This is a genomic window from Micromonospora sp. WMMC241 (assembly GCF_027460165.1).
Classification (GTDB): domain Bacteria; phylum Actinomycetota; class Actinomycetes; order Mycobacteriales; family Micromonosporaceae; genus Micromonospora; species Micromonospora humi.
The window spans coordinates 4,445,655-4,465,876 of record NZ_JAPZBF010000001.1; the positions used below are offsets into that span (position 1 = coordinate 4,445,655).

19 protein-coding genes and 1 pseudogene are annotated in these 20,222 nt (G+C 73.2%); 11 read left to right on the top strand and 9 right to left on the bottom strand.

Translation table 11 applies throughout. The annotated features are described in order from the left end of the window. Positions 1–25 precede the first annotated feature (25 nt). Positions 26–4,417 (top strand): S8 family serine peptidase, encoded by a 4,392-nt coding sequence (locus O7598_RS19925; protein WP_269692835.1) that lies wholly within the window; start codon positions 26–28, stop codon positions 4,415–4,417. A 468-nt stretch (positions 4,418–4,885) separates the two neighbouring features. Here the strand turns inward: O7598_RS19925 and O7598_RS19930 are convergent, their stop codons facing one another. Next, on the bottom strand, positions 4,886–5,677 hold the full coding sequence (locus O7598_RS19930) for a winged helix-turn-helix domain-containing protein (protein ID WP_269692836.1): 792 nt from the start codon (positions 5,675–5,677) through the stop codon (positions 4,886–4,888). 268 nt (positions 5,678–5,945) lie between these two features. Here O7598_RS19930 and O7598_RS19935 point away from each other — a divergent pair, with 268 nt between their 5' ends. Then, positions 5,946–6,524: a dihydrofolate reductase family protein gene (locus tag O7598_RS19935; protein ID WP_269692837.1), complete on the top strand. Its 579-nt coding sequence runs from the start codon at positions 5,946–5,948 to the stop codon at positions 6,522–6,524. An 86-nt stretch (positions 6,525–6,610) separates the two neighbouring features. On the opposite strand, the gene O7598_RS19940 is transcribed toward O7598_RS19935, so the two are convergent. After that, positions 6,611–7,543, bottom strand: coding sequence for a hypothetical protein (locus O7598_RS19940; protein WP_269692838.1), 933 nt, complete (start codon positions 7,541–7,543; stop codon positions 6,611–6,613). Positions 7,544–7,566: 23 nt separating this feature from the next. Here O7598_RS19940 and O7598_RS31485 point away from each other — a divergent pair. Further along, positions 7,567–7,800 (top strand): annotated as a pseudogene (locus O7598_RS31485) (hypothetical protein); the annotation flags it as partial. Positions 7,801–7,830: 30 nt separating this feature from the next. Here O7598_RS31485 and O7598_RS19945 read toward each other — a convergent pair. After that, positions 7,831–8,862, bottom strand: a complete 1,032-nt coding sequence (locus O7598_RS19945) for a sigma-70 family RNA polymerase sigma factor (RefSeq protein WP_091071410.1) — start codon at positions 8,860–8,862, stop codon at positions 7,831–7,833. Positions 8,863–8,956: 94 nt separating this feature from the next. Between O7598_RS19945 and O7598_RS19950 the strand changes: the two genes are divergently transcribed. The 4 genes from O7598_RS19950 to O7598_RS19965 all read left to right on the top strand — a co-directional run bounded on the left by O7598_RS19950 (position 8,957) and on the right by O7598_RS19965 (position 13,848). Further along, entirely contained in the window at positions 8,957–9,775 is an 819-nt protein-coding gene (locus O7598_RS19950) for an alpha/beta fold hydrolase (protein WP_269692839.1), read from the top strand. Positions 9,776–9,795: 20 nt separating this feature from the next. Further along, on the top strand, positions 9,796–10,281 hold the full coding sequence (locus O7598_RS19955; protein WP_269692840.1) for a flavodoxin family protein: 486 nt from the start codon (positions 9,796–9,798) through the stop codon (positions 10,279–10,281). A gap of 145 nt (positions 10,282–10,426) precedes the next feature. Then, on the top strand, positions 10,427–13,624 hold the full coding sequence (locus tag O7598_RS19960; RefSeq protein ID WP_269692841.1) for a hypothetical protein: 3,198 nt from the start codon (positions 10,427–10,429) through the stop codon (positions 13,622–13,624). After that, complete coding sequence (locus O7598_RS19965; RefSeq protein WP_269692842.1) at positions 13,621–13,848, top strand: hypothetical protein; 228 nt, start codon at positions 13,621–13,623, stop codon at positions 13,846–13,848. The genes O7598_RS19960 and O7598_RS19965 overlap by 4 nt, the downstream gene beginning before the upstream one ends. Before the next feature lie 143 nt (positions 13,849–13,991). On the opposite strand, the gene O7598_RS19970 is transcribed toward O7598_RS19965, so the two are convergent. Next, the gene (locus tag O7598_RS19970) at positions 13,992–14,207 is read right to left on the bottom strand and encodes a hypothetical protein (RefSeq protein ID WP_269692843.1); all 216 of its coding nucleotides are present in this window, start codon (positions 14,205–14,207) and stop codon (positions 13,992–13,994) included. Between the two features lie 87 nt (positions 14,208–14,294). Here O7598_RS19970 and O7598_RS19975 point away from each other — a divergent pair, with 87 nt between their 5' ends. From O7598_RS19975 to O7598_RS19985, 3 genes are read left to right on the top strand one after another with little or no spacing between them, the layout of a single operon-like run. Beyond that, positions 14,295–14,951, top strand: a complete 657-nt coding sequence (locus tag O7598_RS19975; RefSeq protein ID WP_269692844.1) for an HAD family hydrolase — start codon at positions 14,295–14,297, stop codon at positions 14,949–14,951. 3 nt (positions 14,952–14,954) lie between these two features. Continuing rightward, the gene (locus tag O7598_RS19980; protein WP_269692845.1) at positions 14,955–15,188 is read left to right on the top strand and encodes a hypothetical protein; all 234 of its coding nucleotides are present in this window, start codon (positions 14,955–14,957) and stop codon (positions 15,186–15,188) included. Positions 15,189–15,197: 9 nt separating this feature from the next. Then, the gene (locus O7598_RS19985; RefSeq protein ID WP_269692846.1) at positions 15,198–15,695 is read left to right on the top strand and encodes a hypothetical protein; all 498 of its coding nucleotides are present in this window, start codon (positions 15,198–15,200) and stop codon (positions 15,693–15,695) included. Here O7598_RS19985 and O7598_RS19990 read toward each other — a convergent pair. The 4 genes from O7598_RS19990 to O7598_RS20010 form a co-directional block, all read right to left on the bottom strand. After that, positions 15,686–16,228 (bottom strand): 2'-5' RNA ligase family protein, encoded by a 543-nt coding sequence (locus tag O7598_RS19990; RefSeq protein WP_269692847.1) that lies wholly within the window; start codon positions 16,226–16,228, stop codon positions 15,686–15,688. The genes O7598_RS19985 and O7598_RS19990 overlap by 10 nt on opposite strands. 62 nt (positions 16,229–16,290) lie before the next feature. Beyond that, positions 16,291–16,713: a pantetheine-phosphate adenylyltransferase gene (gene coaD / locus O7598_RS19995; protein ID WP_269692848.1), complete on the bottom strand. Its 423-nt coding sequence runs from the start codon at positions 16,711–16,713 to the stop codon at positions 16,291–16,293. A 71-nt stretch (positions 16,714–16,784) separates the two neighbouring features. After that, positions 16,785–16,973: a hypothetical protein gene (locus tag O7598_RS20000; protein WP_269692849.1), complete on the bottom strand. Its 189-nt coding sequence runs from the start codon at positions 16,971–16,973 to the stop codon at positions 16,785–16,787. A 396-nt stretch (positions 16,974–17,369) separates the two neighbouring features. Beyond that, positions 17,370–18,314: an FAD-dependent oxidoreductase gene (locus tag O7598_RS20010; RefSeq protein WP_269692851.1), complete on the bottom strand. Its 945-nt coding sequence runs from the start codon at positions 18,312–18,314 to the stop codon at positions 17,370–17,372. A 113-nt stretch (positions 18,315–18,427) separates the two neighbouring features. Between O7598_RS20010 and O7598_RS20015 the strand changes: the two genes are divergently transcribed. Beyond that, complete coding sequence (locus O7598_RS20015) at positions 18,428–19,324, top strand: LysR family transcriptional regulator (RefSeq protein ID WP_269692852.1); 897 nt, start codon at positions 18,428–18,430, stop codon at positions 19,322–19,324. Positions 19,325–19,327: 3 nt separating this feature from the next. Here the strand turns inward: O7598_RS20015 and O7598_RS20020 are convergent, their stop codons facing one another. Then, entirely contained in the window at positions 19,328–20,188 is an 861-nt protein-coding gene (locus O7598_RS20020) for a hypothetical protein (RefSeq protein ID WP_269692853.1), read from the bottom strand. Between the last annotated feature and the right edge of the window lie 34 nt (positions 20,189–20,222).

The window sequence follows — 20,222 nt, forward strand, 5'->3', positions numbered from 1 at the left end:
GGTCATTCTGGAGGAGGCAGCACCGATGCTGAGACGTCCACACGGAAGGGGCCCGGCCCGGCGGCTGGTGAGCGCGGGAGCCGCACTGCTCCTCGCCGCGACCGCGCTGGCCGCCACCGGCGCTCCCGCGCAGGCCGGCACCGGCGCCGGCGCGTCCGCCGGTGACAAGATCCGCCCCGAGGTCACCCGTCAGCTCCAGGGCAAGAGCGAGGGCGACTTCTGGATCCACTTCGCCGACCGGGCCGACCTGGGCAAGGCCACCGCGGTCAAGGACTGGGACCAGCGGGGCGCCGCGGTGGCCGCGACGCTGAAGAAGACCGCCGCCGACAGCCAGGCGAAGATCCGCGCCGAGCTGGACCGCTCGGGTACGAAATACCAGACGTTCTGGGCCACCAACGCCATCAAGGTCAGTGGCGGTTCGCTGACCATGGCGCAGAACTTCGCCGCCCACGCCGAGGTGGACGGCATCTACGCACCGGTCGACTACAAGCTGCCGGAGACCACCCCCGGCACCAACGAGAAGTCGACGAACGCCCTGGAGTGGGGCATCGCCAACATCAACGCCGACGACGTCTGGTCCCAGTACGGCGTCAAGGGCGCCGGCATCACCGTGGCCAGCATCGACAGCGGGGTGCAGTTCGACCACCCGGCGCTGGTGAACTCCTACCGGGGCAACAACGGCGACGGCACCTTCGACCACAACTACAACTGGTACGACGCGGCCGGCGAGTGCGCCACCGCGCCGTGTGACTCCGACGGGCACGGCACCCACACCATGGGCACCATGGCCGGCTCGGACGGCGCCAACCAGATCGGCGTCGCCCCCGAGGTCAAGTGGATCGCCGCGAACGGGTGCTGCCCGACCGACGCCGCGCTGATCTCCTCCGGGCAGTGGATGCTGGAGCCCACCGACCTGAACGGGCAGAACCCGGACGCCAGCAAGCGCCCCAACATCATCAACAACTCGTGGGGCACCACGCAGCCGTCCAACGAGCCGTTCATGGAGGACGTCACCAACGCCTGGACCGCCTCCGGCATCTTCGGGGTCTGGTCCAACGGCAACAACGGCCCGTCCTGCCAGACCAGCGGCTCACCGGGCAGCCTGGCCAGCAACTATTCGGCCGGCGCGTACGACATCAACAACAACATCGCCAGCTTCTCGTCCCGGGGCACCGGGCAGAACGGCGAGATCAAGCCGAACATCTCGGCGCCCGGTGTGAACGTGCGCTCCAGCGTGCCGAACAACTCGTACGCCAGCATCAGCGGCACCTCGATGGCGGCGCCGCACCTGGCCGGCGCGATCGCGCTGCTCTGGTCCGCGGCGCCCACCCTGGTCGGTGACGTCACGGCGACCCGCGCGTTGCTGAACGACACGGCGGTCGACAAGGCCGACACGCAGTGCGGCGGCACCGCCGACGACAACAACGTCTACGGCGAGGGCCGCCTCGACGCGCTCGCGCTGGTCGCCGCCGCCCCGATCGGCGACAACGGCACCCTCGCCGGCAAGGTCACCGACGCGTCCGGCGCGCCGATCGCCGGCGCGACGGTCACCCTGACCGGCGCGGCGGACCGGACGCTGACCACCGGCACCGACGGGACGTACTCCTCGCTGCTGCCCGCCGGCGACTACCAGGTCGTCGTCTCCGCCTTCGGGTACGCGACCCGCACGCTCACCGCGACCGTCACCAAGAACACCACCACCACGCTCGACGTCACGCTCACCGCGGTGCCGAGCGTCACGGTCAGCGGGCAGGTCACCGACGGCTCCGGCCACGGCTGGCCGCTGTACGCGAAGGTGAGCGTCGAGGGCACGCCGATCTCCGACTACACCACGCCCGCCACCGGCCGCTACAGCCTGAAGGTGCCGGCCGGGGCGACCTACCGGCTCAAGGTCGAGCCGCAGTACGCCGGCTACCTGACCGTCACCAAGGAGGTCACGGTCGGCGCCGGCAACCTGACCGCGAACATCGCGGTGCCGGCGAACCCGGAGGCGTGCACCACCGCGCCCGGCTACACCACCAGCTCCGACGGCGTCTACGAGACGTTCGACGGCACCGGCGTGCCGGACGGCTGGTCCGTGGTGGACAACGCCGGCACCGGGCAGGTCTGGGAGTTCGACGACAAGGGCGAGCGCGGGAACCTGACCGGTGGCAGCGGCAACTTCGCCATCATCGACAGCGACAACTACGGCAGCGGCGGCCGGCAGGACACCTCGCTGGTCAGCCCGGTGGTCGACCTGACCGGGGTGAGTGCCCCGGTGATCCGGTTCAACCAGGACTACAACTGGCTGAACAGCGACCGGGCGGACGTCGACCTGAGCCTCGACGGCGGCACCACCTGGAGCAACGTGCTCCGGCAGGCCGCCGACGTGCGCACCAAGGTGACCGAGGTGCCGATCCCGCAGGCGGCCGACCAGTCGCAGGTGCGGGTGCGCTTCCACTACTACGACGCCAGCTGGGAATGGTGGTGGGAGCTCGACAACGTGCTGATCGGCAGCAAGCTCGTCTGCAAGCCGGTCGACGGCGGCCTGGTGCTCGGCCACGTACGCGACAAGAACGACAACGGCTACGTCAACGGCGCCACGGTGACCAGCAAGGACCGCCCGGCGGAGAAGACCACCACGGTCGCCACCCCGGACGACACCGAGCTGCCCGACGGCTTCTACTGGATGTTCTCGTCGCTGACCGGCACGCACCCGTTCACTGCCAGCGCCGGCAACTACGTGAGCCAGACCAAGCAGGTGGACGTCGAGACCGACTGGGCCACCACGGCCAACTTCCAGCTGGCCGCCGGCCGGCTGTCGGTGCAGCCGACGTCGCTGACCGGCACGGCCCGGATGCCCAGCGGCAAGGTCAGCAAGACGTTCACGGTGACCAACACCGGCGGGGCGCCGGTCAACGTCGAGTTCTCCGAGCGTGACGGCGGGTTCGTGCTGCAACGCGCGGACGGCTCCCAGCTGTCCGAGCAGGCGCTGCTCGGCTCGACCGGCGCGCCGGCGCAGCGGCTGACCGCGGGGACGTCGTTCGCGGCCCGCTCGTCCGGCAAGTCGTCCACGTCGGTCGCGCCGGCCGCGCCGCAGGCGGACCCGTGGACCGCCATCCCGGGCTACCCGGCGAACGTGATGGACAACCGGGTCGTCAACGTCGACGGCAAGGTCTACTCGATCGCCGGCGGCGACGGCACCACGTCCAGCGCGAAGAACTACCGGTACGACCCGGTCGCGCAGACCTGGTCCGCCATCGCCGACCTGCCCGGCGCCCGCAACGCCGTGACGGCCGGCGTGGTCGACGGCAAGATCATCGTCACCGGCGGCTGGGGCGCCTCCGGTCCGGACGCCGCCACCTGGTCGTACGACCCGGGGGCCAACACCTGGACGGCAAAGGCGGCCAACCCGGCGCCACGGGCGGCGGCCGGGCAGGCGGTCGCCGGCGGCAAGCTGTACGCGATCGGCGGCTGCACCACGGCCAACTGCCTGCCGATGTCCAACACGGTGGTCCGGTACGACCCGGGTGCGGACACCTGGGAGACCCTGCCGGCCTACCCGAAGTCGGTGGCGTTCCTGTCCTGCGGCGGGATCGACGGCACCGTCTACTGCACCGGCGGCAACGACGGCACCAACTCGCAGAAGTCGGGTTACGCCTTCGACCCGGGCGCCAACGCCTGGACCGCCATCCCGGACGCGCCGGCCGACAACTGGGCCTCCTCGTACGCGGTGGCGAACGGCAAGCTGCTGGTCGTCGGCGGATCGCAGGGCGGCGCCATCACCAACGCCGGTTTCGCGTACGACCCGGCGACCGACTCCTGGGCCAACCTGCCCAACGCCAACGCGCCCCGCTACCGGGGCGGCGCGGCCTGCGGGTTCTACAAGGTCGGCGGCTCGTCGGGCGGCTTCACGGCCACCAAGGACAGCGAGGTCCTGCCCGGCTTCGGTGAGTGCGCCGAGGGCTCGGCGGACGTCAGCTGGCTGACCGTCGACAAGTCGAAGGTCACGCTGGCACCGGGTGAGAAGGTCACGGTCACGGTCGGCATGACCGCGAACGTGGACCAGCCGGGCACCTACTCGGCGTCGGTCGTCATCAAGGAGGACACCCCGTACACGGTGGCGCCGGTGGCGGTCACCATGATCGCGCAGCCGCCGACCACCTGGGGCAAGCTCTCCGGGACGGTCACCGGCCGGAGCTGCCAGGGCGGCACCGCCCCGCTGCCGGGCGCGACCGTCCAGGTCGACTCCTGGGCGAACTCCTACACGTTCACCACGGACGCCGACGGCAAGTACGCCTACTGGATGGACCGGCGCAACAACCCGCTCACGTTGATCGTCGCCAAGGACGGCTGGAAGCCCCAGACGCGCCAGACGAAGATCAACTCGTCCACGCCCACCGTTGAGGACTTCACCCTCTCCCCCGCCCGCTGCTGACCCAGCGGCCCGACAGGTCCGGCCCGCCCGGTGCACCCCACCGGGCGGGCCGCTCCACGTCCCCGGCCCCGCCCCGGCCCTGCCCCACCCCGGCCCGGCCCTGTCCCGGCCCGGCCCGGCCTCGGCCCGGCCCTGTCCCGGCCCGGCCCGGCCCGGCCCGGCCCGGCCCGGCCCAGCCCAGCCCGGCGATCTTGCACTTCCGGCCCCCACGAAGGGGACATAAGCCATCTTCCGCGGGCCCAAACTGCAAGATCGGCGCACTCGCACGGAGTGAGATCAATCGATCATGAAGCTAGCCGCCCGCGGTGCCCGATTTGTCGCACGCTAACTTCATGATCACCTGGGACGAGCCGGCTGACGCCCCGCCCCACCCCGCTGCGGTGATCAAGGAGTTTGGGTCGCTCGAAGGGCCGGGTGACGACGCAAACTCCTTGATCGCGCTGCGGCCGGCACGAGGGCGAGGGTGGGTCAGGAGGAGGGGGCCAGGCGGAAGCCGACGCCTCGGACGGCGTGGATCGTGGCGGCGGCGTCCAGGCGGCCCAGCTTGTGCCGAAGGCGGCGGACCACCGAGTGCATGTCGGAGCGCCGGCCGAGGTGGTCGTTGCCCCAGACCGTGCGGTGCAGCCGGGCGTACGTCCACACCTGACCCGGGGTGCCGTTGAGACAGACCAGCAGGTCGTGCTCCAGCGGCGTCAACCCGACCTCCCGTTCACGCCAGCGCAACACTCGCCGGTCGGAGTCGACGGCCAGCTCCGGTGCGGACGGACCGGCCAACCCGGCGGCGACGTCGTCAACCAGGCGCCCCCTCCCGGCACGCACCGGGACCGCGCCGGCATCCACCCGGACCACTCCGGCGCCCACCGGAACCACGCCGGCATCCACCGGAACAGCGTCGACATCCACCGGGGCCGCGTCAGCATCAACCGGGGCCGCGTCAGTAGGCGACCGCTCAGGCTCGGCGCCCGCGAGAACGGGCCCGTCCGTCGTGGTCGTCGGCGCGGCGGCCGGGGCCGCGTCAGTAGGCGACCGCTCAGGCTCGGCGCCCGCGAGAACGGGCCCGTCCGTCGTGGTCGTCGGCGCGGCGGTCGGGGTCACGGGCGCCCGGTTGCCCGGCCGGCGGACCAGGTCGAGGAACCGGCGGGCCTGGTGGGCACTGGAGACGATCAGGAACGTCTCGGTGCCGCCGAGCAGCTGGGCGAGCTGCCGGCGCTCGGTGGCCGTTGTCGCGATGCCGATGACCAAGGACGGGACCGTCGTCATCCGTTCCCACCTTTCCGGCAGGCTGACGCAGCGCCGGGCAATTTCCGAGCCAATTTCGGCGCGGCCGGTCGGACCGTCCACCATTGCGCTGCACCTGGCGCGGCGGGCGGTCTGAGGCGTGCTGGAGCTGCTGTTTCGTGAGGCGTCGGGCTGAGCTACCGCGGATCATATAGCCGTGCACCGATGATTGGTATAGCAGTTAACGTCGATGTAACTGCGTCCGGCAAGATGACCGGCGGAAATTGCGCCGACGGCCTGGAGGCAATCGATGACGGCAGCAGCGACCGATCCTCGTCCGGAGCCGCAGACCGCTGCGGGCAAGGTGCTCTGGCACTTCACCATGTCGTTGGACGGCTTCGTGGCCGGCCCGCACCACGAGATGGAGTGGATGACCGGCTTCACGGTGCGCCCGGGTCTGATCGACGAGTACGTCGCGACGACCGGTGCGGTGCTGGCCGGCCGCAGCGCGTTCGACGCCGCCCCGAGCTACCACCGCCCGTACGGCGGCGCCTGGCAGGGGCGGGTCTTCGTGCTCACCCACCATCCTGAGGACGCGGAGCCCACCGAGGGCGTCACGTTCCTCGACTGCGACCCGGCCGAGGCGGTACGGATCGCGCTCGACGCCGCCGACGGCAAGAACGTCGAGGTGTTCTCGTCGAGCATCGGCCGGCAACTGCTCCAGCGGGGCCTGATCGACGAGATCGACCTGCACATCGCGCCGATCCTGCTCGGCGACGGGATCCGCCTCTACGACAACCCCGGTGGTGTCCCGATCCGCCTGGACCGGGTCGGCGGTGACGGCCCCACGTCCGCTGTCGACGTGCGCTACCGGCCCCGGCCGGCCTGAACCCGCACCGACCGGTCGATCCCGGCGCCGGCGGTTGTTAACAGGGGCCCCCTCCTATGCAGAATGCGTTAAGCGGGGGCCCCTCCTTACATCGCGGCGAGGCGGAGCAGCCGCATGGAGCGGATCGCCGAGCGGATCTCCTGGAGGTACTCGACGGTGGTCAACGGCGCCCGCAGGCGCGCGTCCGGCGCGGTCGCCGGGTCGAGGCCGACCGTCTCCACCGCGCACCCGTACGGGATGCCCAGCGTCCGGATCGCATCGGCCTGCTGGAACGGCACGAAGTGCTCGGTGGTGACGAGCAGGACGCTCTCCCCCGCCACCGGTACCGACCGTGACCCGGCCCAGAACGCGCAGGTGTCGGCGGTGTTGGCGCGCCGGGCCGGGTCGGACGAGGGCGCCGCCAGCACGCTCAGGCGCCGGCCGTCGGGCGTCTCGTAGTCGTGGCGCAGGGACGAGTCGCGGGCCAGCCGGCGGAGGTCGGGGAACGCCGAGCGGACCGCGAAGTCCATGGCGGCGAACTCGGTGGGGCAGTCGTCCGCGCCCCGTTCCGCCGCCAGGGCCCGCTCCGGCTCGGAGGTCGGCCGGACGCTGCCCAGGCCGCACACGGTTCCGCCGGTGAGGTGCCGGTCGAGCAGTGTGGCCGCGTACCGGGCCCGGAGCAGGCAGCTGCGGAACAGGCCGCCGTGGATGAGGACGTGGTCGTACCGGTCCCGGCTCGGCGTGTCGCGGTGGCGCAGGCCGAGCGCGCCGGCCGCCGCGCGTACCCGCTCGGTCACGTCGGCCGGGAACTCCCGGCGCAGGGCGGTGGCGCGTTCGCCGCCGCGGCGGAAGTCCCAGTGTCGGGCCGAGATCTCGACCAGCCCGTCGAGCACGTCGCCGGTCGGCCACGCCTCCCCGAAGCACTCCACCAGCTCGCGCATGGCGGCCGAGGTCGCCCAGTCGGCGATCTCCGCCGGCAGGGCGCCCGGACCGACCTGCGGGTCCCAGCGCGGCAACCCCACCGGGGCGTACGTCGTCATGGTCCTCGCCTTCCACGAGAGCGATGAGTACGGGGCCGTACGCCGGTCTTATCGGCGTGACCACCCTCGTGCTCCGGCTGGCCGGTCCGACGCCGACCCGCGCGGACATCGCGGTCCGTTGTGCCGAGCTGGCCGGGGCGCTGCGGGGCCGCGACCGGGGGGTGGTGGTCTGCGACGTGTCCGCCGTGACCCGGCCGGACCTGGTCACGGTCGAGACCCTGGCCCGGCTCCGGCTGACCGCCCGGCGGTTCGGGTGGCGGCTGGAGATCCGGGGCGCGACCGTGGACCTAGGCGATCTGGCCGGCCTGCTCGGGCTGGCCGACACCCTCCTCGAGCCGGTCCGGCAGCCCGAAGAGCGGGAACAGGCGGTCGGTGTCGAGGAAGTGGTTGAGCGAGGTGATCCGGCCGCCGGAGAGCCCGATCACGATCAGCGACCAGGGCACGTGCCCTGAGTCGGGGTCGCGCCGGTACTGCCCGAACGCCGGCATGCCGTTGGCGGCCACCGGCACCAGGCGGGAGCCGCGGCAGCCGCTGCCGGTGCCGGTCATCCAGGCCACGATGTCGTCGGGACCGCGCATCCACAGCGGCACCGGCGGCATCGACAGCGTCGCGTCCTCGTGCAGCAGCGCGGTGAGCGCCGTCAGGTCGTATTCCTCGAACGCGCGCACGTAGCGGGCCAGCAGCGCCTGCTGCTCTTCGTCGAGCGGGCGGCGCACCTCGGCGCCGGTGTCGGCGGACGCGATGGTGGCCCGGGCCCGTTGCAGGGCGCTGTTCACGCTCGCCACCGACGTGTCGAGCAGTTCCGCGACCTCCTGGGCCGACCAGGCCAGCACCTCGCGCAGGATGAGCACGGCCCGCTGCTTCGGCGGAAGGTGCTGCAACGCGGCGACGAACGCCAGCCGGACGGACTCCCGCCCGGCGACCACCTCGGCCGGGTCACCGGCCGAGGCCAGCACCCGGTCGTCCGGCACCGGGCCGAGCCAGATCTGTTCCGGGCGCGGCTCGCCCGGATGCGTCGCGGTGCCGCTGCCGGCGGGGCCGAGGTCCATCGGGCGGACCCGGCGCTGCGCGCTGGCGGTCATGTTCAGGCAGACGTTGGTCGCGATCCGGTAGAGCCAGGTCCGCAGCGCGGACCGCCCCTCGAAGCGGTCGAAGTTGCGCCAGGCCCGGACGAACGTGTCCTGCACCGCGTCCTCGGCCTCGAACGCCGAGCCCAGCATCCGGTAGCAGTAGCCGGTCAGCTCCGGTCGGTATGCCTCGAGTTGCGTCTCCACAGGGACGCTCGCCACCTCGCTCACCTGTTCGAAACTAGACCACATGCTGCGCGAACGCGAGCACCCGGCGCGCACCGATGAGTTCGCCGCGTCCGCCCGGTCCATGGTTCGTCACCACGGAACACCGAAGGAGTACCCGATGACCACCGTTGAGACCAACGCCCCGGGGCAGTACGCCGACGTGAACGGCATCCGCCTCTACGTCGAGACGCACGGCGCCGGACGGCCGATGATCCTGCTGCACGGCGGGCTCGGCTCCGGCGAGATGTTCGCGCCGATCCTGCCCGTCCTGGCTGCCGAACACCAGGTGATCCTGGTCGACCTCCAGGGGCACGGCCGCACCGCCGACGTCGACCGGCCGCTCGACTTCGCGCTGATGGCCGACGACATCGCCGCGCTCATCGACCACCTGGGCCTGGACCGGCCGGACCTGGTCGGCTTCTCCCTCGGCGGCGGGGTGGCGATGCACGTGGCGTTCCGGCACCCGGAGAAGGTGGGCCGGCTGGTTTCCGCGTCGGCCAACATCCGCCGCGACGCCATTTACCCGGAGATGCTGGCGCAGCAGGGCCAGGTCAACGGCGCGGCAGCCGAATTCATGAGGGAAACCCCGATGTACGAGCTGTACCAGCGGGTGGCGCCGCGTCCGGAGGACTTCCCCCGGCTGCTCGACAAGATCGGCGAGGCGATGCGGGCGGACTTCGACTTCACCGAGCAGGTCCGGGGCCTGCGGGTGCCGACGCTTGTGGTCGCCGCCGACGCCGACATGGCCCCGCCGAGCCACTACGTCGACGTGTTCAAGCTGCTCGACGGCGGGCTGCGCGACGGCGGTTGGGCCGGCGAGGGTCGCCCGGCGGGCGGGCACGCGCTGGCGATCCTGCCCGGCCTGAGCCACTACGACGTGCACGACTCCCCGCTGTTCGCCGCCGTCACGCTCGCCTTCCTCGACCATGGTCGCTGACCGCGCTGGCCGACCACGACGTGGTTCGGGTGGTCGACCACCACGTCAAGTTCGGCGTCACGCTCGACGAGGGCGACGGCGACGAGTGGCCGACGATCCGGGAGAAGATCATGGCTGCGCAGATCCTGGTGATCGCGACGCCGATCTGGTTGGGCCAGCCGTCCAGCGTCTGCAAGATGGTGCTGGAGCGCCTCGACGCCGAACTCTCCGAGACCGACGAGCAGGGACGACTGCTCACGTTCGGCAAGGTCGCCGCCGTCGCCGTGGTCGGCAACGAGGACGGCGCGCACCACGTCGCCGCCGAGGTGTTGCAGGCGCTCAACGATGCCGGTTTCACGGCCGCCGCTACCGCGTCGACCTACTGGGTGGGCGAGGCCATGGGAAGCGTCGACTATCGGGACGCCGGGCCAAAGCCGGACACCACCGGCAGCACCACGAAGACGGTCGCCGCGAACGCCGCCCACCTAGCCCACCTGCTGGCAGAGAACCCCTACCCGGCGAGCTGACTTTCACCTCACGAGATTGACCTCCCACATCATGGAGCCCGGAGAGATCTTGGTGGAAGGAAATGGCCCTCATCGGGGCCCTGCCGTTCCAAGATCTCCCGCTCGGCGCGGGCTGGGCGGCAGCCGCCGGCGCTAGGATGCGAGCGTGCCTCAGGTTCGGCGCCCGTACCGGCTGGTCGCCGCCGTCGTGGTGGCGCTGCTGTTCGGCGCGGGCGTCGCCTGGGGTGTCGACGACGCGTTGGGGCTGAGCCACACCCCGGCCGACGTGCCGGCCGAGACGGCCGTCGCCGCGCCGCCCCGGGCACCGGCGCCGGTGCCGCCGCTGACCTCGATCGTGGTGCCGGACCAGCTCCGCGCGGTCAAGGCCGCCACAGCGGTCGCCGACGCGCTCGCCGCCCGGGGCCGTCCCCGCCCCACGGTGACCCGGACCGGTCCGCCCGCACCGGCCCCGACCACAACCACCGGCACCGGCACCGGCACCGGCACGAACCCGGGCACGGTCGGCCCGGACGGAACCGGACCGGACGGAACCGGACCGGACGGAACCGGACCGGCCGTGAGCACCGGCCCGAGTACGACGAGCATGTCGGCCGTGACCAGGCTGCGGGCGGAACTGCGCGCCGGCGGGGCCCCGGAGGTGTACCGGATCGGCGTCAGCCGGAAGGAACTGAGCGTCACCGGCGACCTGGCGGGCGTCGCGGCCGGGCTCTACCGGCTGGCCGACCGGATCCGCTCGGGCGCCGAGGTGCTGCCGGCGGCGGAGGTCGGCCGCCCGGTCGCGCCCCGGTTGGGGCTGCGGCTGACCGACGCGGGTTCGGTGGGCCGCGAGCCGGATCCGGCGGCGTTCGCGGCCGGCGACGACTATCGGCTGAACACCGACGTGGTCACGCCGGCCCTGCTGCCCCACGCGCCGTGGGTGGACGCCGCCGCGGTGGGCCGGATCGAGGCGCAGTTCCGGCAGTTCGTCGACCACGCCGTGGCGCAGGGCTACAACGGCGTCGTGGTGCCCGGCTTCCTGGAATACGTCACGTTCTCCGGCGTCGGCGACGGGCACGCAGTCTATCCGGCCGGCGACCCGCACCTGGACCGGGCGCGGGCGATGGTGGCGGCGTTCGGGCCGGTCTTCCGGTACGCCGACCGGATGGGGCTCAGGGTCTTCCTGCTCACCGACATGCTCGCGGTGTCGCCGCCGCTGGAGGCGTACCTGGAGCGGACCGTCGGCGGGCTCGACACCGGCGACCCCCGACTGTGGGCGGTCTACCGGGCCGGGCTGGCCGAGCTGTTCGCGGGGATGCCGTTCGTCGCCGGGCTGATGGTCCGCGTCGGCGAGGGCGGCGAGGTGTACGCGGGCAGCGGCTGGGACTACACCTCCAAGCTGGCGGTCACCACCGCCGAGGGTGTGCGCGCGATGCTGCGGGCGCTGCTCGACACGGCGGGACCCGCCGGCAAGGAGATCATCTTCCGCACCTGGACGGTCGGCGTGGGCGAGGTCGGCGACCTGCACACCAACCCCGAGTCGTATGCCGAGGTGCTCGGCGGGTTCGACGACCCGCACCTCGTGGTGTCCACCAAGTACACCCAGGGCGACTTCTACAGCCACCTGCCGCTCAACACCACGCTGTTGGGCGGCACGCAGCGGCGGATCGTGGAGTTCCAGGCCCGGCGCGAGTTCGAGGGGTTCGGCGCGCTGCCCAACGACCTCGGCCCCCTGCACCGGGCCGCGCTGCGCGCGTTCCTCGCCGCGAACCCGCACGTCGAGGGCGTGTGGAACTGGACCCAGGACGGCGGTCCGCTGCGCGCCGGCCCGATGTCGCTCTACCTGCGCGCCGGCTTCTGGCAGCTCTACGACCTGAACACGTACGCGGTGGCGCGGCTGGCCTGGGACCCGGACACCGACCCGGCGCAGGTCACGGCCGACTGGGCGTACCGGACGTTCTCCGGCGATCCGGCCACCGTGGCGGCGGTCGGGCAGGCGATGGCGTTGTCCCGTGCGGCGGTCACCACCGGCCTCTACGTCGGCCCGTACGCGGACACGTCGGTGCGCGCGCTCGGGCTGGAACCGCCGCCGATGATGTGGATCTTCGAGTGGGACATCCCGACCGGTGACTCGGCGGCGCTGGACAGCATCTACGCGGTGACCGGCGACCGGGTCGACGCGGCGGTCGCCGAGGGTGGCGCGGCGGTGGCGACGGCCCGGCGGATGCGGGCGCTGGTGGCCGGCACCGACCCGGCGACGTGGCGGGACGCCACGCTGCGGCAGCGCTTCGTCGACACGCTCGACTACCAGGTGGACCTGTTCGAGACGCTGGCCGCCTACCGCACCATGGTGCTGCGGCACGCGCAGTGGCTGGACACCGGTTCCGCCGACGCGTACGCCGACTGGCGGTCGGCCGCCGGGGCCTACCGGGAGGCGCGGGACCGCCACCGGCAGCGCTTCGGCGGGGACGTCGACCTGCCGGCGTACCGCTTCACGGCGGCCGACCTCGGCGCGCGGCGGGCGGACCGCGACCCGGCGATGGCCTGGGCGGCGCGGGCGCTGCTGGTGCTGGTCGCGGTGGTGGTGGGGCTCGGCCTGCGCGGGCGCGGGCCGGGCGGTGCGGCGGCGCGGGCGCTGCTGATCGGCGCGCTGCGCCCGTGGCGGACGGCCGGGCTGCCGGCGCCGCTGTCGAGACCGGACCGGGTGCTGGTCTGGCTGGTCCCGGCGGTGGTGCTGGTGGCGAGCCGGCTGGTGTTCACCTGGTTCGCCGCCCCCGCGCACCTGCTGGTCACGCTCGGCGGGTGGGCGCTGTTCGCGCTCGTGGCGCGGCCGGCGGTGGGCCGGCGCGACCCGTTCGCGCTCTGGGCGGTCGTCGGCGGGGTGGTGCTGCTGCGCAGTGTGCTGCTGCTGGCGGTGCTGGCCGCGCGCGGGCCGGGCGGCTACTGGATGGTGTTCTGGACCGCGCCGGGCCGCCGGGCGGTCTACCTGACCGTCGCGGTGGCGGCGTTCTGCTGGCTGTTCGTGGCGACCGCGCTGGTCCTGCGCGACCGCTACGGCGTGACCCGGCGCCGCGCCGCCGGGCTGGTGCTCACCGCGGCCGGGGTGCCGCTGGCGGTGCTCGCCGGGCTGGTCGCGTGGATCGGCCCGGAACGCGCGCTGACGGTGTGGAACGACCAGATGGCGTTGCTGCCGTGGGGGCTGTCGCGCATCCTCGGCATCACCGTCTACCTGGGCATCCCGGCGAGCCTGCCCGGGTACGCGGCCGGGGTCGGGGTGGCGCTGGCCGCCGCCGGGGCGCTGCTGTCGGTTCGTCGCCGCGCTCGCGGGGTACCGATGGGGCAGGAACCGGTGAGGAGGACGACATGACCGACCCCAGGTACGCACCGATCGGGCTGGCCGCCGCCGGGCGGCTCGTCGAGGACGACGGCGAGACCGGCGGTGGTGAGGTCGTCGGCGCGGACGACGCGGCGGCCGACGCCGCCCGGGCCGGCGCCGACGTGGACCTGTCCGAGGCCACCCGGGACAGCGACGGCACCCCGGTCGGGGCCGCCGACGCCGAGGCCGACCGGGAGCGCGCCGCCGGCGCATGAGGTGAACGAGCCGCCCCGCCACCGCCCGACGGTGGCGGGGCGATCCCCGGGCGCGGCGCAGTCCCGTCGCGCTCGCCGACCCCGCGATGCCACCGACGGCCGGCGGGCCAAGCTGAAGCGCCGCGACTTCGCCTGAGCGATGATCAGCGTCGGAGTCGTCGTCGGAGAAGCACGGCGGTCGTCAGCAGGAAGGCACCGAGGAGCGTGGCCAGCGCGCCGAGGATCACGCTCCAGCCGATCGGCTTCCCGAGCGCGACGGCCCAGTAAGCGACACCGAGAAACAGCCAGGCCCCACCCATGACGAAGCCTTGGCGCGGCGTCTTCGTCGTCTGCCACCACGGTCTCGCCGGTGCGTCCACACGGGAATCCTGCCATCGTGGACGGACGGCGGCACGCCGCAGGAAGGCGGCGTCGCTCGTCGGCGCGAACCGGACGGAGCAACGCACGTGATCGAGGCGGTCTTCTTCGACGTCGGCGGGACGATCCTCGACGAGACCCGCGAGTTCGCGGACTGGGCGGACTGGTTGGGCGTGCCCCGGCACACCTTCTCGGCGGTCTTCGGCGCGGTGATCGCGCGAGGGCAGGACTGGCAGGAGTCGTTCCGCACCTTCCGGCCCGACTTCGATCTCGCGACCGAGTTGGCGCACCGGGCGGCTGCCGGCCGGCCGGAGACGTTCGGCGAGGAGGACCTCCATCCCGACGCCCGATCGTGCCTGGCCGCCCTGAAGGAGCAGGGCCTGCTCGTCGGTCTGGCCGGCAACCAGCCGGCGCACGCCGAGGCGAGCCTGCGCGCGCTCGACCTTCCGGTGGACGTGATCGGCACGTCGCACGGGTGGGGCGTGGCGAAGCCCGACCCGGCCTTCTTCGACCGGGTCGTCCGCGCAGGCGGCGGCGACCCGTCCGCGATCCTCTACGTGGGCGACCGGCCCGACAACGACGCCCGCCCGGCCATGGCGGCCGGGATGCCGGCGTGCCTGATTCGGCGCGGCCCGTGGGGCCACATCCTCGACCTGCCGGCCGTGGCCGAGCGGTGCCTGTTCCGCATCGACTCGCTGGACGAACTCCCGACCCTGGTCGCGGCGCACAACGCGGTTGGAGGCTGACCGATGTCCTCACGACAACCACAGTGGTTCCTCTGGGTGGTGCTGGTCTCGTCGAGCTGCACCCTCGCGTCGTTGCTGATGAGGGGCCCGAATCACGGGTCCGGTGGGCCGGTGCTCTACTTCGCCGTGCTGTTCGGATCCGGCGCGATGCTCGTGGCGTCGGTCGTCCTGATCCTGTTGCGGGCGCGGGACCGGCGTCGAAAACCGGCTGTCACCGAGTTACGCGACATCTCCTAGCCTTGGCTGGTGGATGACGGACTTCTGCACCGGCTCCGGGTCGAACAGGCCCGAGCGCTGCTCGGCGACGCCGATCCGCACCATGCGGTGATGCTCGCCTGCGACCTGCTGGTGGCCGGCGTCGAGGCCGACGCCGTGGTGGCTCTCGCGGCCGAGTCGGCCCGGACGCTGCCGACCCATGACGCGAATCGGCGCCTGGCGGAGGTCGTCGCCGCGCTGGGGCTACCGGATCCGGACCTGCCGACCGCGGTGGCGCTGGTCGCGGCGGACACCTGCGAGCGGATCCTCGCTCGTAGCCTCGCCGCCGAGGTGGGAACCCACGATCTCTATGTGGTCGGCTACGAGGGCAGCCGGTTGGACGACCTGCTCCCGGCGGTCACCGCCCTGGCCGTGCGTCTCGAGGACGACCTCGACGGCCGGGCCGACGACGAGCTGCGGAAGCGGCTCGCCACACTGGCCCGGACGATCCTGAACCACCCGGAGGTCCGAGATTCCGCTCAGCGTTGAGGCGGCCCTTCCGCGCCGAGCCGGAACTCGCGGAGCGTGTGCCAGGAGCGAGGTGCCGGTGACCCCGCGATGAGCCGGACCGTGTCGACGGTGGCGCGGATCGGCAGGTGGTCGGCGACAGCCTCGGCGGCTTCGGCCAGGACGTGCTTCGGAGCGTCATGGCCGACGGTCAGATGCGGTACGACGTCGGCATGGGCGCCGGCGTACGGCGGAGCCTCGGGGAATCGCCGCCACACGGCCGCGGTGAGCAGGCGCAACCCGTCATCCGGCTGCGGCGAGAGCCAGACCACGGTGTCTCCGAACCACCTGACCTCGGTGAACGAGATGTCGAACTGCGGTGTGGCTTCGAAGATCCGATCCAGGGCGACAAGCACGTCGTCGTCGATCCGGTCCGGGGGCAGGAACGGGTAGAGCACGGTCACGTGGGCGGGCACTCCCCAACCGGCGGCGGTGTCCAGCGTGGACCGGAAGCGTCCCACGGCCCGCTCGGTCTCGGGCACGGCGACGATCAGCGCAGTCTCGGTCGGCTCCATCGCCACAGCCTCCGATGATCGCTCCGAACGGTCCACCGGAATTCCGGACCGGAGGGCGGCCGTCACCGCCGCGCCGCGCGGGCCACCGTCGACGACACGGCGGCCAGCTCGGGCCGCGCGGGCAGGAAGACCGTGGCGACACCCAGCGACTCGTTCATCGCGGCGAGCCGGCTCTCGGCCTGGATATCGCTGGTGTTCCGCACGCCTCGGACGATCACCGCCGCGTCGTGGTCGCGGCAGTAGGCGGCGGTGAGTCCACGCCAGGCCGCGACCGTCACGGTGGTCCAGTCGGGAGGCAGGACCGCTCGGACGGCGGCCGCCCGCTTCTTCTCGTCGGCGTCCGGGTGCTTGTCGCCGTTCACCGCGACGAGCACGACCACCTCGTCGAAGATGCCGCGCGCCCGGTCCACCACGTCCAGGTGCCCGGGCGTGAACGGATCGAAGCTGCCGGGATAGACGGCGCGTACGCGATCGTCGGTGCCCATGACCAGACCTTAGGCACCGACCGCGGGTGAGTCACCGACGACATCACGTTTGTAGGCGCCGCGGAGACCCGTCAGCCGGAGGCCAACTCCGGCCGGTGCTCCTTGATCCACTCCTGCACGTCCGACTTGAGCCAGACCTTGCCCTGGACGAGGTCGGCCACCGGCTCGGGGAAGTTGCGATGGCTGGTGATGACGTAGACGCGCTGCTTGCTGATGCCGCCAAGCATCACGCGGATCTCTGCTGCGCCCACCAGCTCCATAAGCCGGACGCTAGACAGATGACCCGACTCCTTGACTCGGGTCAACGCCTCGGTCACCGTAAGGGGTATGCCGACGCCGAACGGGACACCTCCGCAGATCCGCCCGCGCCGGGCGGTCCGACCACACACGCCGAGCCGTCCGCTGTGGCTGTGTCGCGTCTGCGCCGCGCCCTGGCCGTGCCAGCCGTCCCGGCTCCTCCTGCTGAGGGAATATCGACATGATCGCGTTGGCCTGTCGATCTACATGGCGGGGTGTCTGTTCGACGCCACAGCAGATCTGCTGACGCTCAATCCGAACCCCGGGCCGAGCCCGAAGGACCTGTTCGACCGGTTCGTCGCGTGGACGGCTCGCGAGTCGCGACCACGCTCCACGCCCCGCCGGTCGACGCCGAACACCTAGCCGGCCAGGGCCAGGTCCGCGACCTCGGCGGCGCAGCCCCAGGAGAGCGTCACCCCCGCCCCGCCGTGCCCGTAGGCGTGCACCAGCCGCCCACCCCCGGGGTCCCTCTCGACCCGGGGCCCGCCGTGCCGGGCCGGCCGCAACCCGATCCGCTCCCCCAGCACCGGCGCGCCCGCCAACTGCGGCACCAGGGCGACGCACCGGCGCCGGATCGCCGCCGCCGTCTCCGGGTCGGGCCGGGTGTGCGCCACGCCGGGCTGGTAGGTGCCGCCGAGCACCACGTCGTGGCGGCGCGGATGCACGTACGTGATGCCGGCGGGGTCGTCCTCGTCGCGCACCGAGACGGTCACGCCGGGGTTCGCCACCAGCAGGACGTGCCCGCGTACCGGATGCACCGCCGGGTCCGCGGCGAGCCGGCCGGCGGCCAGGCCGGTGGCGTTGACCACGGTCGGCGCGAACTCGTACGCCTCGGAGAGCTTGCGCAACGGGCGGCGGACGACCTGCCCGCCGCCGGCCTCCACCTGCCGGTGCAACCAGGTCAGGTAGCGGGTCATCTCCACGGTCGGGGCGGTGAACCGCAGCCGCGCGGTGTAGGGCGCGCCGGCCGGCTCGGCCACCAGGTCGCCGCACGCGTCGGCCCACCACGGCGGCCCGGTGTACGGGCGGCGCAGCCACATCCGGGTGGGCCGGTGGACCACCCCGGGCACGCCGTCGGCGGCCTGGCGGCGCAGCTCGGCGTGCGTGTCGCGGGCCCAGCGCAGCACCCGCGGGTCCGCGTCGGTGTGGCTCGGGTACCAGACCGCGGCGGCCACCGTGGACACGATGTCCGACGGGTCGTCGGCGGTCAGCACGGTGACGCGCGCACCGCGCCGCTGGAGCGCCACCGCCGCCGTCATCCCGATCACGCCCGCGCCGACCACCACCACGTCCGCTGCCGCCATGACCCGCTCCCGCCACTCGTACCGTCGATGTGGTGCCGATGGTGACCGCCCGGCGACCGTGCCGTCCAAGACGGATCGGACAGCCGGCGATAAGCGGCGCTTATGATGGCGGCATGGTGGCGACACCGGGGGCCTGGTCCGACCTGCGCCGGCTGCGCTCCTTCGCGGTGCTCGCCGAGGAGCTGCACTTCACCCGCGCGGCCGCCCGCCTGCACATCGCCCAGCCCGCGCTGAGCCAGCAGATCCGGGCGCTGGAACGCCAGCTCGGCGCACCGCTCGTGCACCGCACCAGTCGGGGCTGCACGCTGACCGAGGTCGGGGCCCGGGTCGCCGACGAGGCGGCGCGCCTGCTCGCCGAGGTGGACGCCGCGACGGCCCGCATCCGCGACCTGGCGCGTGGCCGGGGCGGCCGGCTGCGGCTGGCGTACACCCGGTCGGCGCGCGGCGGCCGGGTCGACGCCCTGATCGGTCGGTTCCGGGCCGCCCACCCCGGCGTCGAGGTGGTCTCCGAGACGGCCTGGACCGCGCCGAACGTGGCCGGGCTGCTCGCCGGCCGGCTGGACGCGGCGTTCGTCCGCCCGCCGGTGGACGAACCGGCGCTGGCCTGCCGCACGGTCGACACCGAGGAGTTGCTGCTGGCGCTGCCGGCGGGCCATCCGCTCGCCGCCGGCCGCCGCCGGATCGGCCGCGCCGAGGTGGTCGACCTGCCGGCGGTGATGTGGCCCCGGGAGAACGGGCCGGGCATGTTCGACCGGACCATCGCCCAGGTGTGGCCGCGCGGCGGATTCCGGCTGGTGCGGCAGGAGCCGGACGACGAGCAGTTGCTGCGCGCGGTGGCGCAGGGCGACGTGGTCGCGGCCGTGCCGGCCGGCCGCGCCCGGGCGTTACGGCTGCCCGGCGTACGGCTGCGCCGGTTCGCCGCCCCGACGCCCACCGTGGACGTCGGGCTGGCCTGGCCGGTCGACAGCACCAACCCGGCGCTGCACGCGCTGCTCGCCCTGCTCGACTGAGCGCTATCCGGCCACCGGCACGGGCACCGCCGGTTCGTCCCGGTCGGCGCCGGTCAGCCCCGCGAAGAGCAGCAGGTACGCGGTCAGCTCCACCGCCACGGTGAGCGCCGCCACCGGCTGCGGCATCGCCGACGTGGGCGTGATGGCGTACCAGGCGAACAACGCCGTCCCGTCGCCGGCGGAGAACGCCTGCGGCACCGCCTCGATGCTCGCGTCCGTCAGCCGCAACGCGACCAGGGCCAGCACCGCTGCACCGGCCGCGGCGAGCCGGCGGCCCCGCCCGGCCAGCAGCGCGGCGAGCGCCGACGCGGCCACCGCGAGGGCGAGCGCCGGCAGCACCGCGAACACCACCGCGCTCGTCACGTCCGCCAGGTCAGGGCCGCCCGGGTACGAGCTGTCCTCCGCGACCAGGTCGTGCCGGATGTCGACGACCCGCACGGCGGCGTAACCGACGACCGGCAGCGCCACCACCCCGGCGAGCACCGCCGGTCGACGCCGGAGCCGACCACGCCACCCGACCAGCAGGAGCACGGTCGCGGCCAGCGCCGCCCAGCCTGCGGTGAGGCCCGCCTCGACACCGGCCGTGACGTCGACGGGGTCGTTCCCGTCCACGACCCGCCAGCCGAAGTCCCCGCTGCCCGGTGCCGCCGGCATGGTGCGGATCGCGTCGACCAGCAGCACCGCCAGCGCCGCCGGCACCGCCCAGCGGGGCGCCGGCAGCCCGCCGGCAACCGCGTACGCGAGAAGCAGGGCCAGGCACAGCACCTCGGCGCCCCGCCACACCGGGTGTGCCACCAGGACACCGGCGACGTGCAGCGCGGCGCACGCCGCCGCGGCGATCAGGAGCAGGAGGCGACGAGGCACGCCGGAGATCCTGTCACGGCGGACACGCCCGCCG

Excerpts from the sequence above, each read along its gene's own strand:
- coaD (WP_269692848.1), bottom strand. The coding sequence starts at position 16,713 with ATGGGCACCGACGATCGCGTACGCGCCGTCTATCCCGGCAGCTTCGAT.
- O7598_RS19950 (WP_269692839.1), top strand. The coding sequence starts at position 8,957 with ATGACCACCGTTGAGACCAACGCCCCGGGGCAGTACGCCGACGTGAAC.
- O7598_RS19940 (WP_269692838.1), bottom strand. The coding sequence starts at position 7,543 with ATGACGACGTACGCCCCGGTGGGGTTGCCGCGCTGGGACCCGCAGGTC.
- O7598_RS19925 (WP_269692835.1), top strand. The coding sequence starts at position 26 with ATGCTGAGACGTCCACACGGAAGGGGCCCGGCCCGGCGGCTGGTGAGC.
- O7598_RS19990 (WP_269692847.1), bottom strand. The coding sequence starts at position 16,228 with ATGGAGCCGACCGAGACTGCGCTGATCGTCGCCGTGCCCGAGACCGAG.
- O7598_RS20015 (WP_269692852.1), top strand. The coding sequence starts at position 18,428 with ATGGTGGCGACACCGGGGGCCTGGTCCGACCTGCGCCGGCTGCGCTCC.
- O7598_RS19930 (WP_269692836.1), bottom strand. The coding sequence starts at position 5,677 with ATGACGACGGTCCCGTCCTTGGTCATCGGCATCGCGACAACGGCCACC.
- O7598_RS19980 (WP_269692845.1), top strand. The coding sequence starts at position 14,955 with ATGTCCTCACGACAACCACAGTGGTTCCTCTGGGTGGTGCTGGTCTCG.
- O7598_RS19935 (WP_269692837.1), top strand. The coding sequence starts at position 5,946 with ATGACGGCAGCAGCGACCGATCCTCGTCCGGAGCCGCAGACCGCTGCG.
- O7598_RS20000 (WP_269692849.1), bottom strand. The coding sequence starts at position 16,973 with ATGGAGCTGGTGGGCGCAGCAGAGATCCGCGTGATGCTTGGCGGCATC.
- O7598_RS20010 (WP_269692851.1), bottom strand. The coding sequence starts at position 18,314 with ATGGCGGCAGCGGACGTGGTGGTGGTCGGCGCGGGCGTGATCGGGATG.
- O7598_RS19945 (WP_091071410.1), bottom strand. The coding sequence starts at position 8,862 with ATGTGGTCTAGTTTCGAACAGGTGAGCGAGGTGGCGAGCGTCCCTGTG.
- O7598_RS19965 (WP_269692842.1), top strand. The coding sequence starts at position 13,621 with ATGACCGACCCCAGGTACGCACCGATCGGGCTGGCCGCCGCCGGGCGG.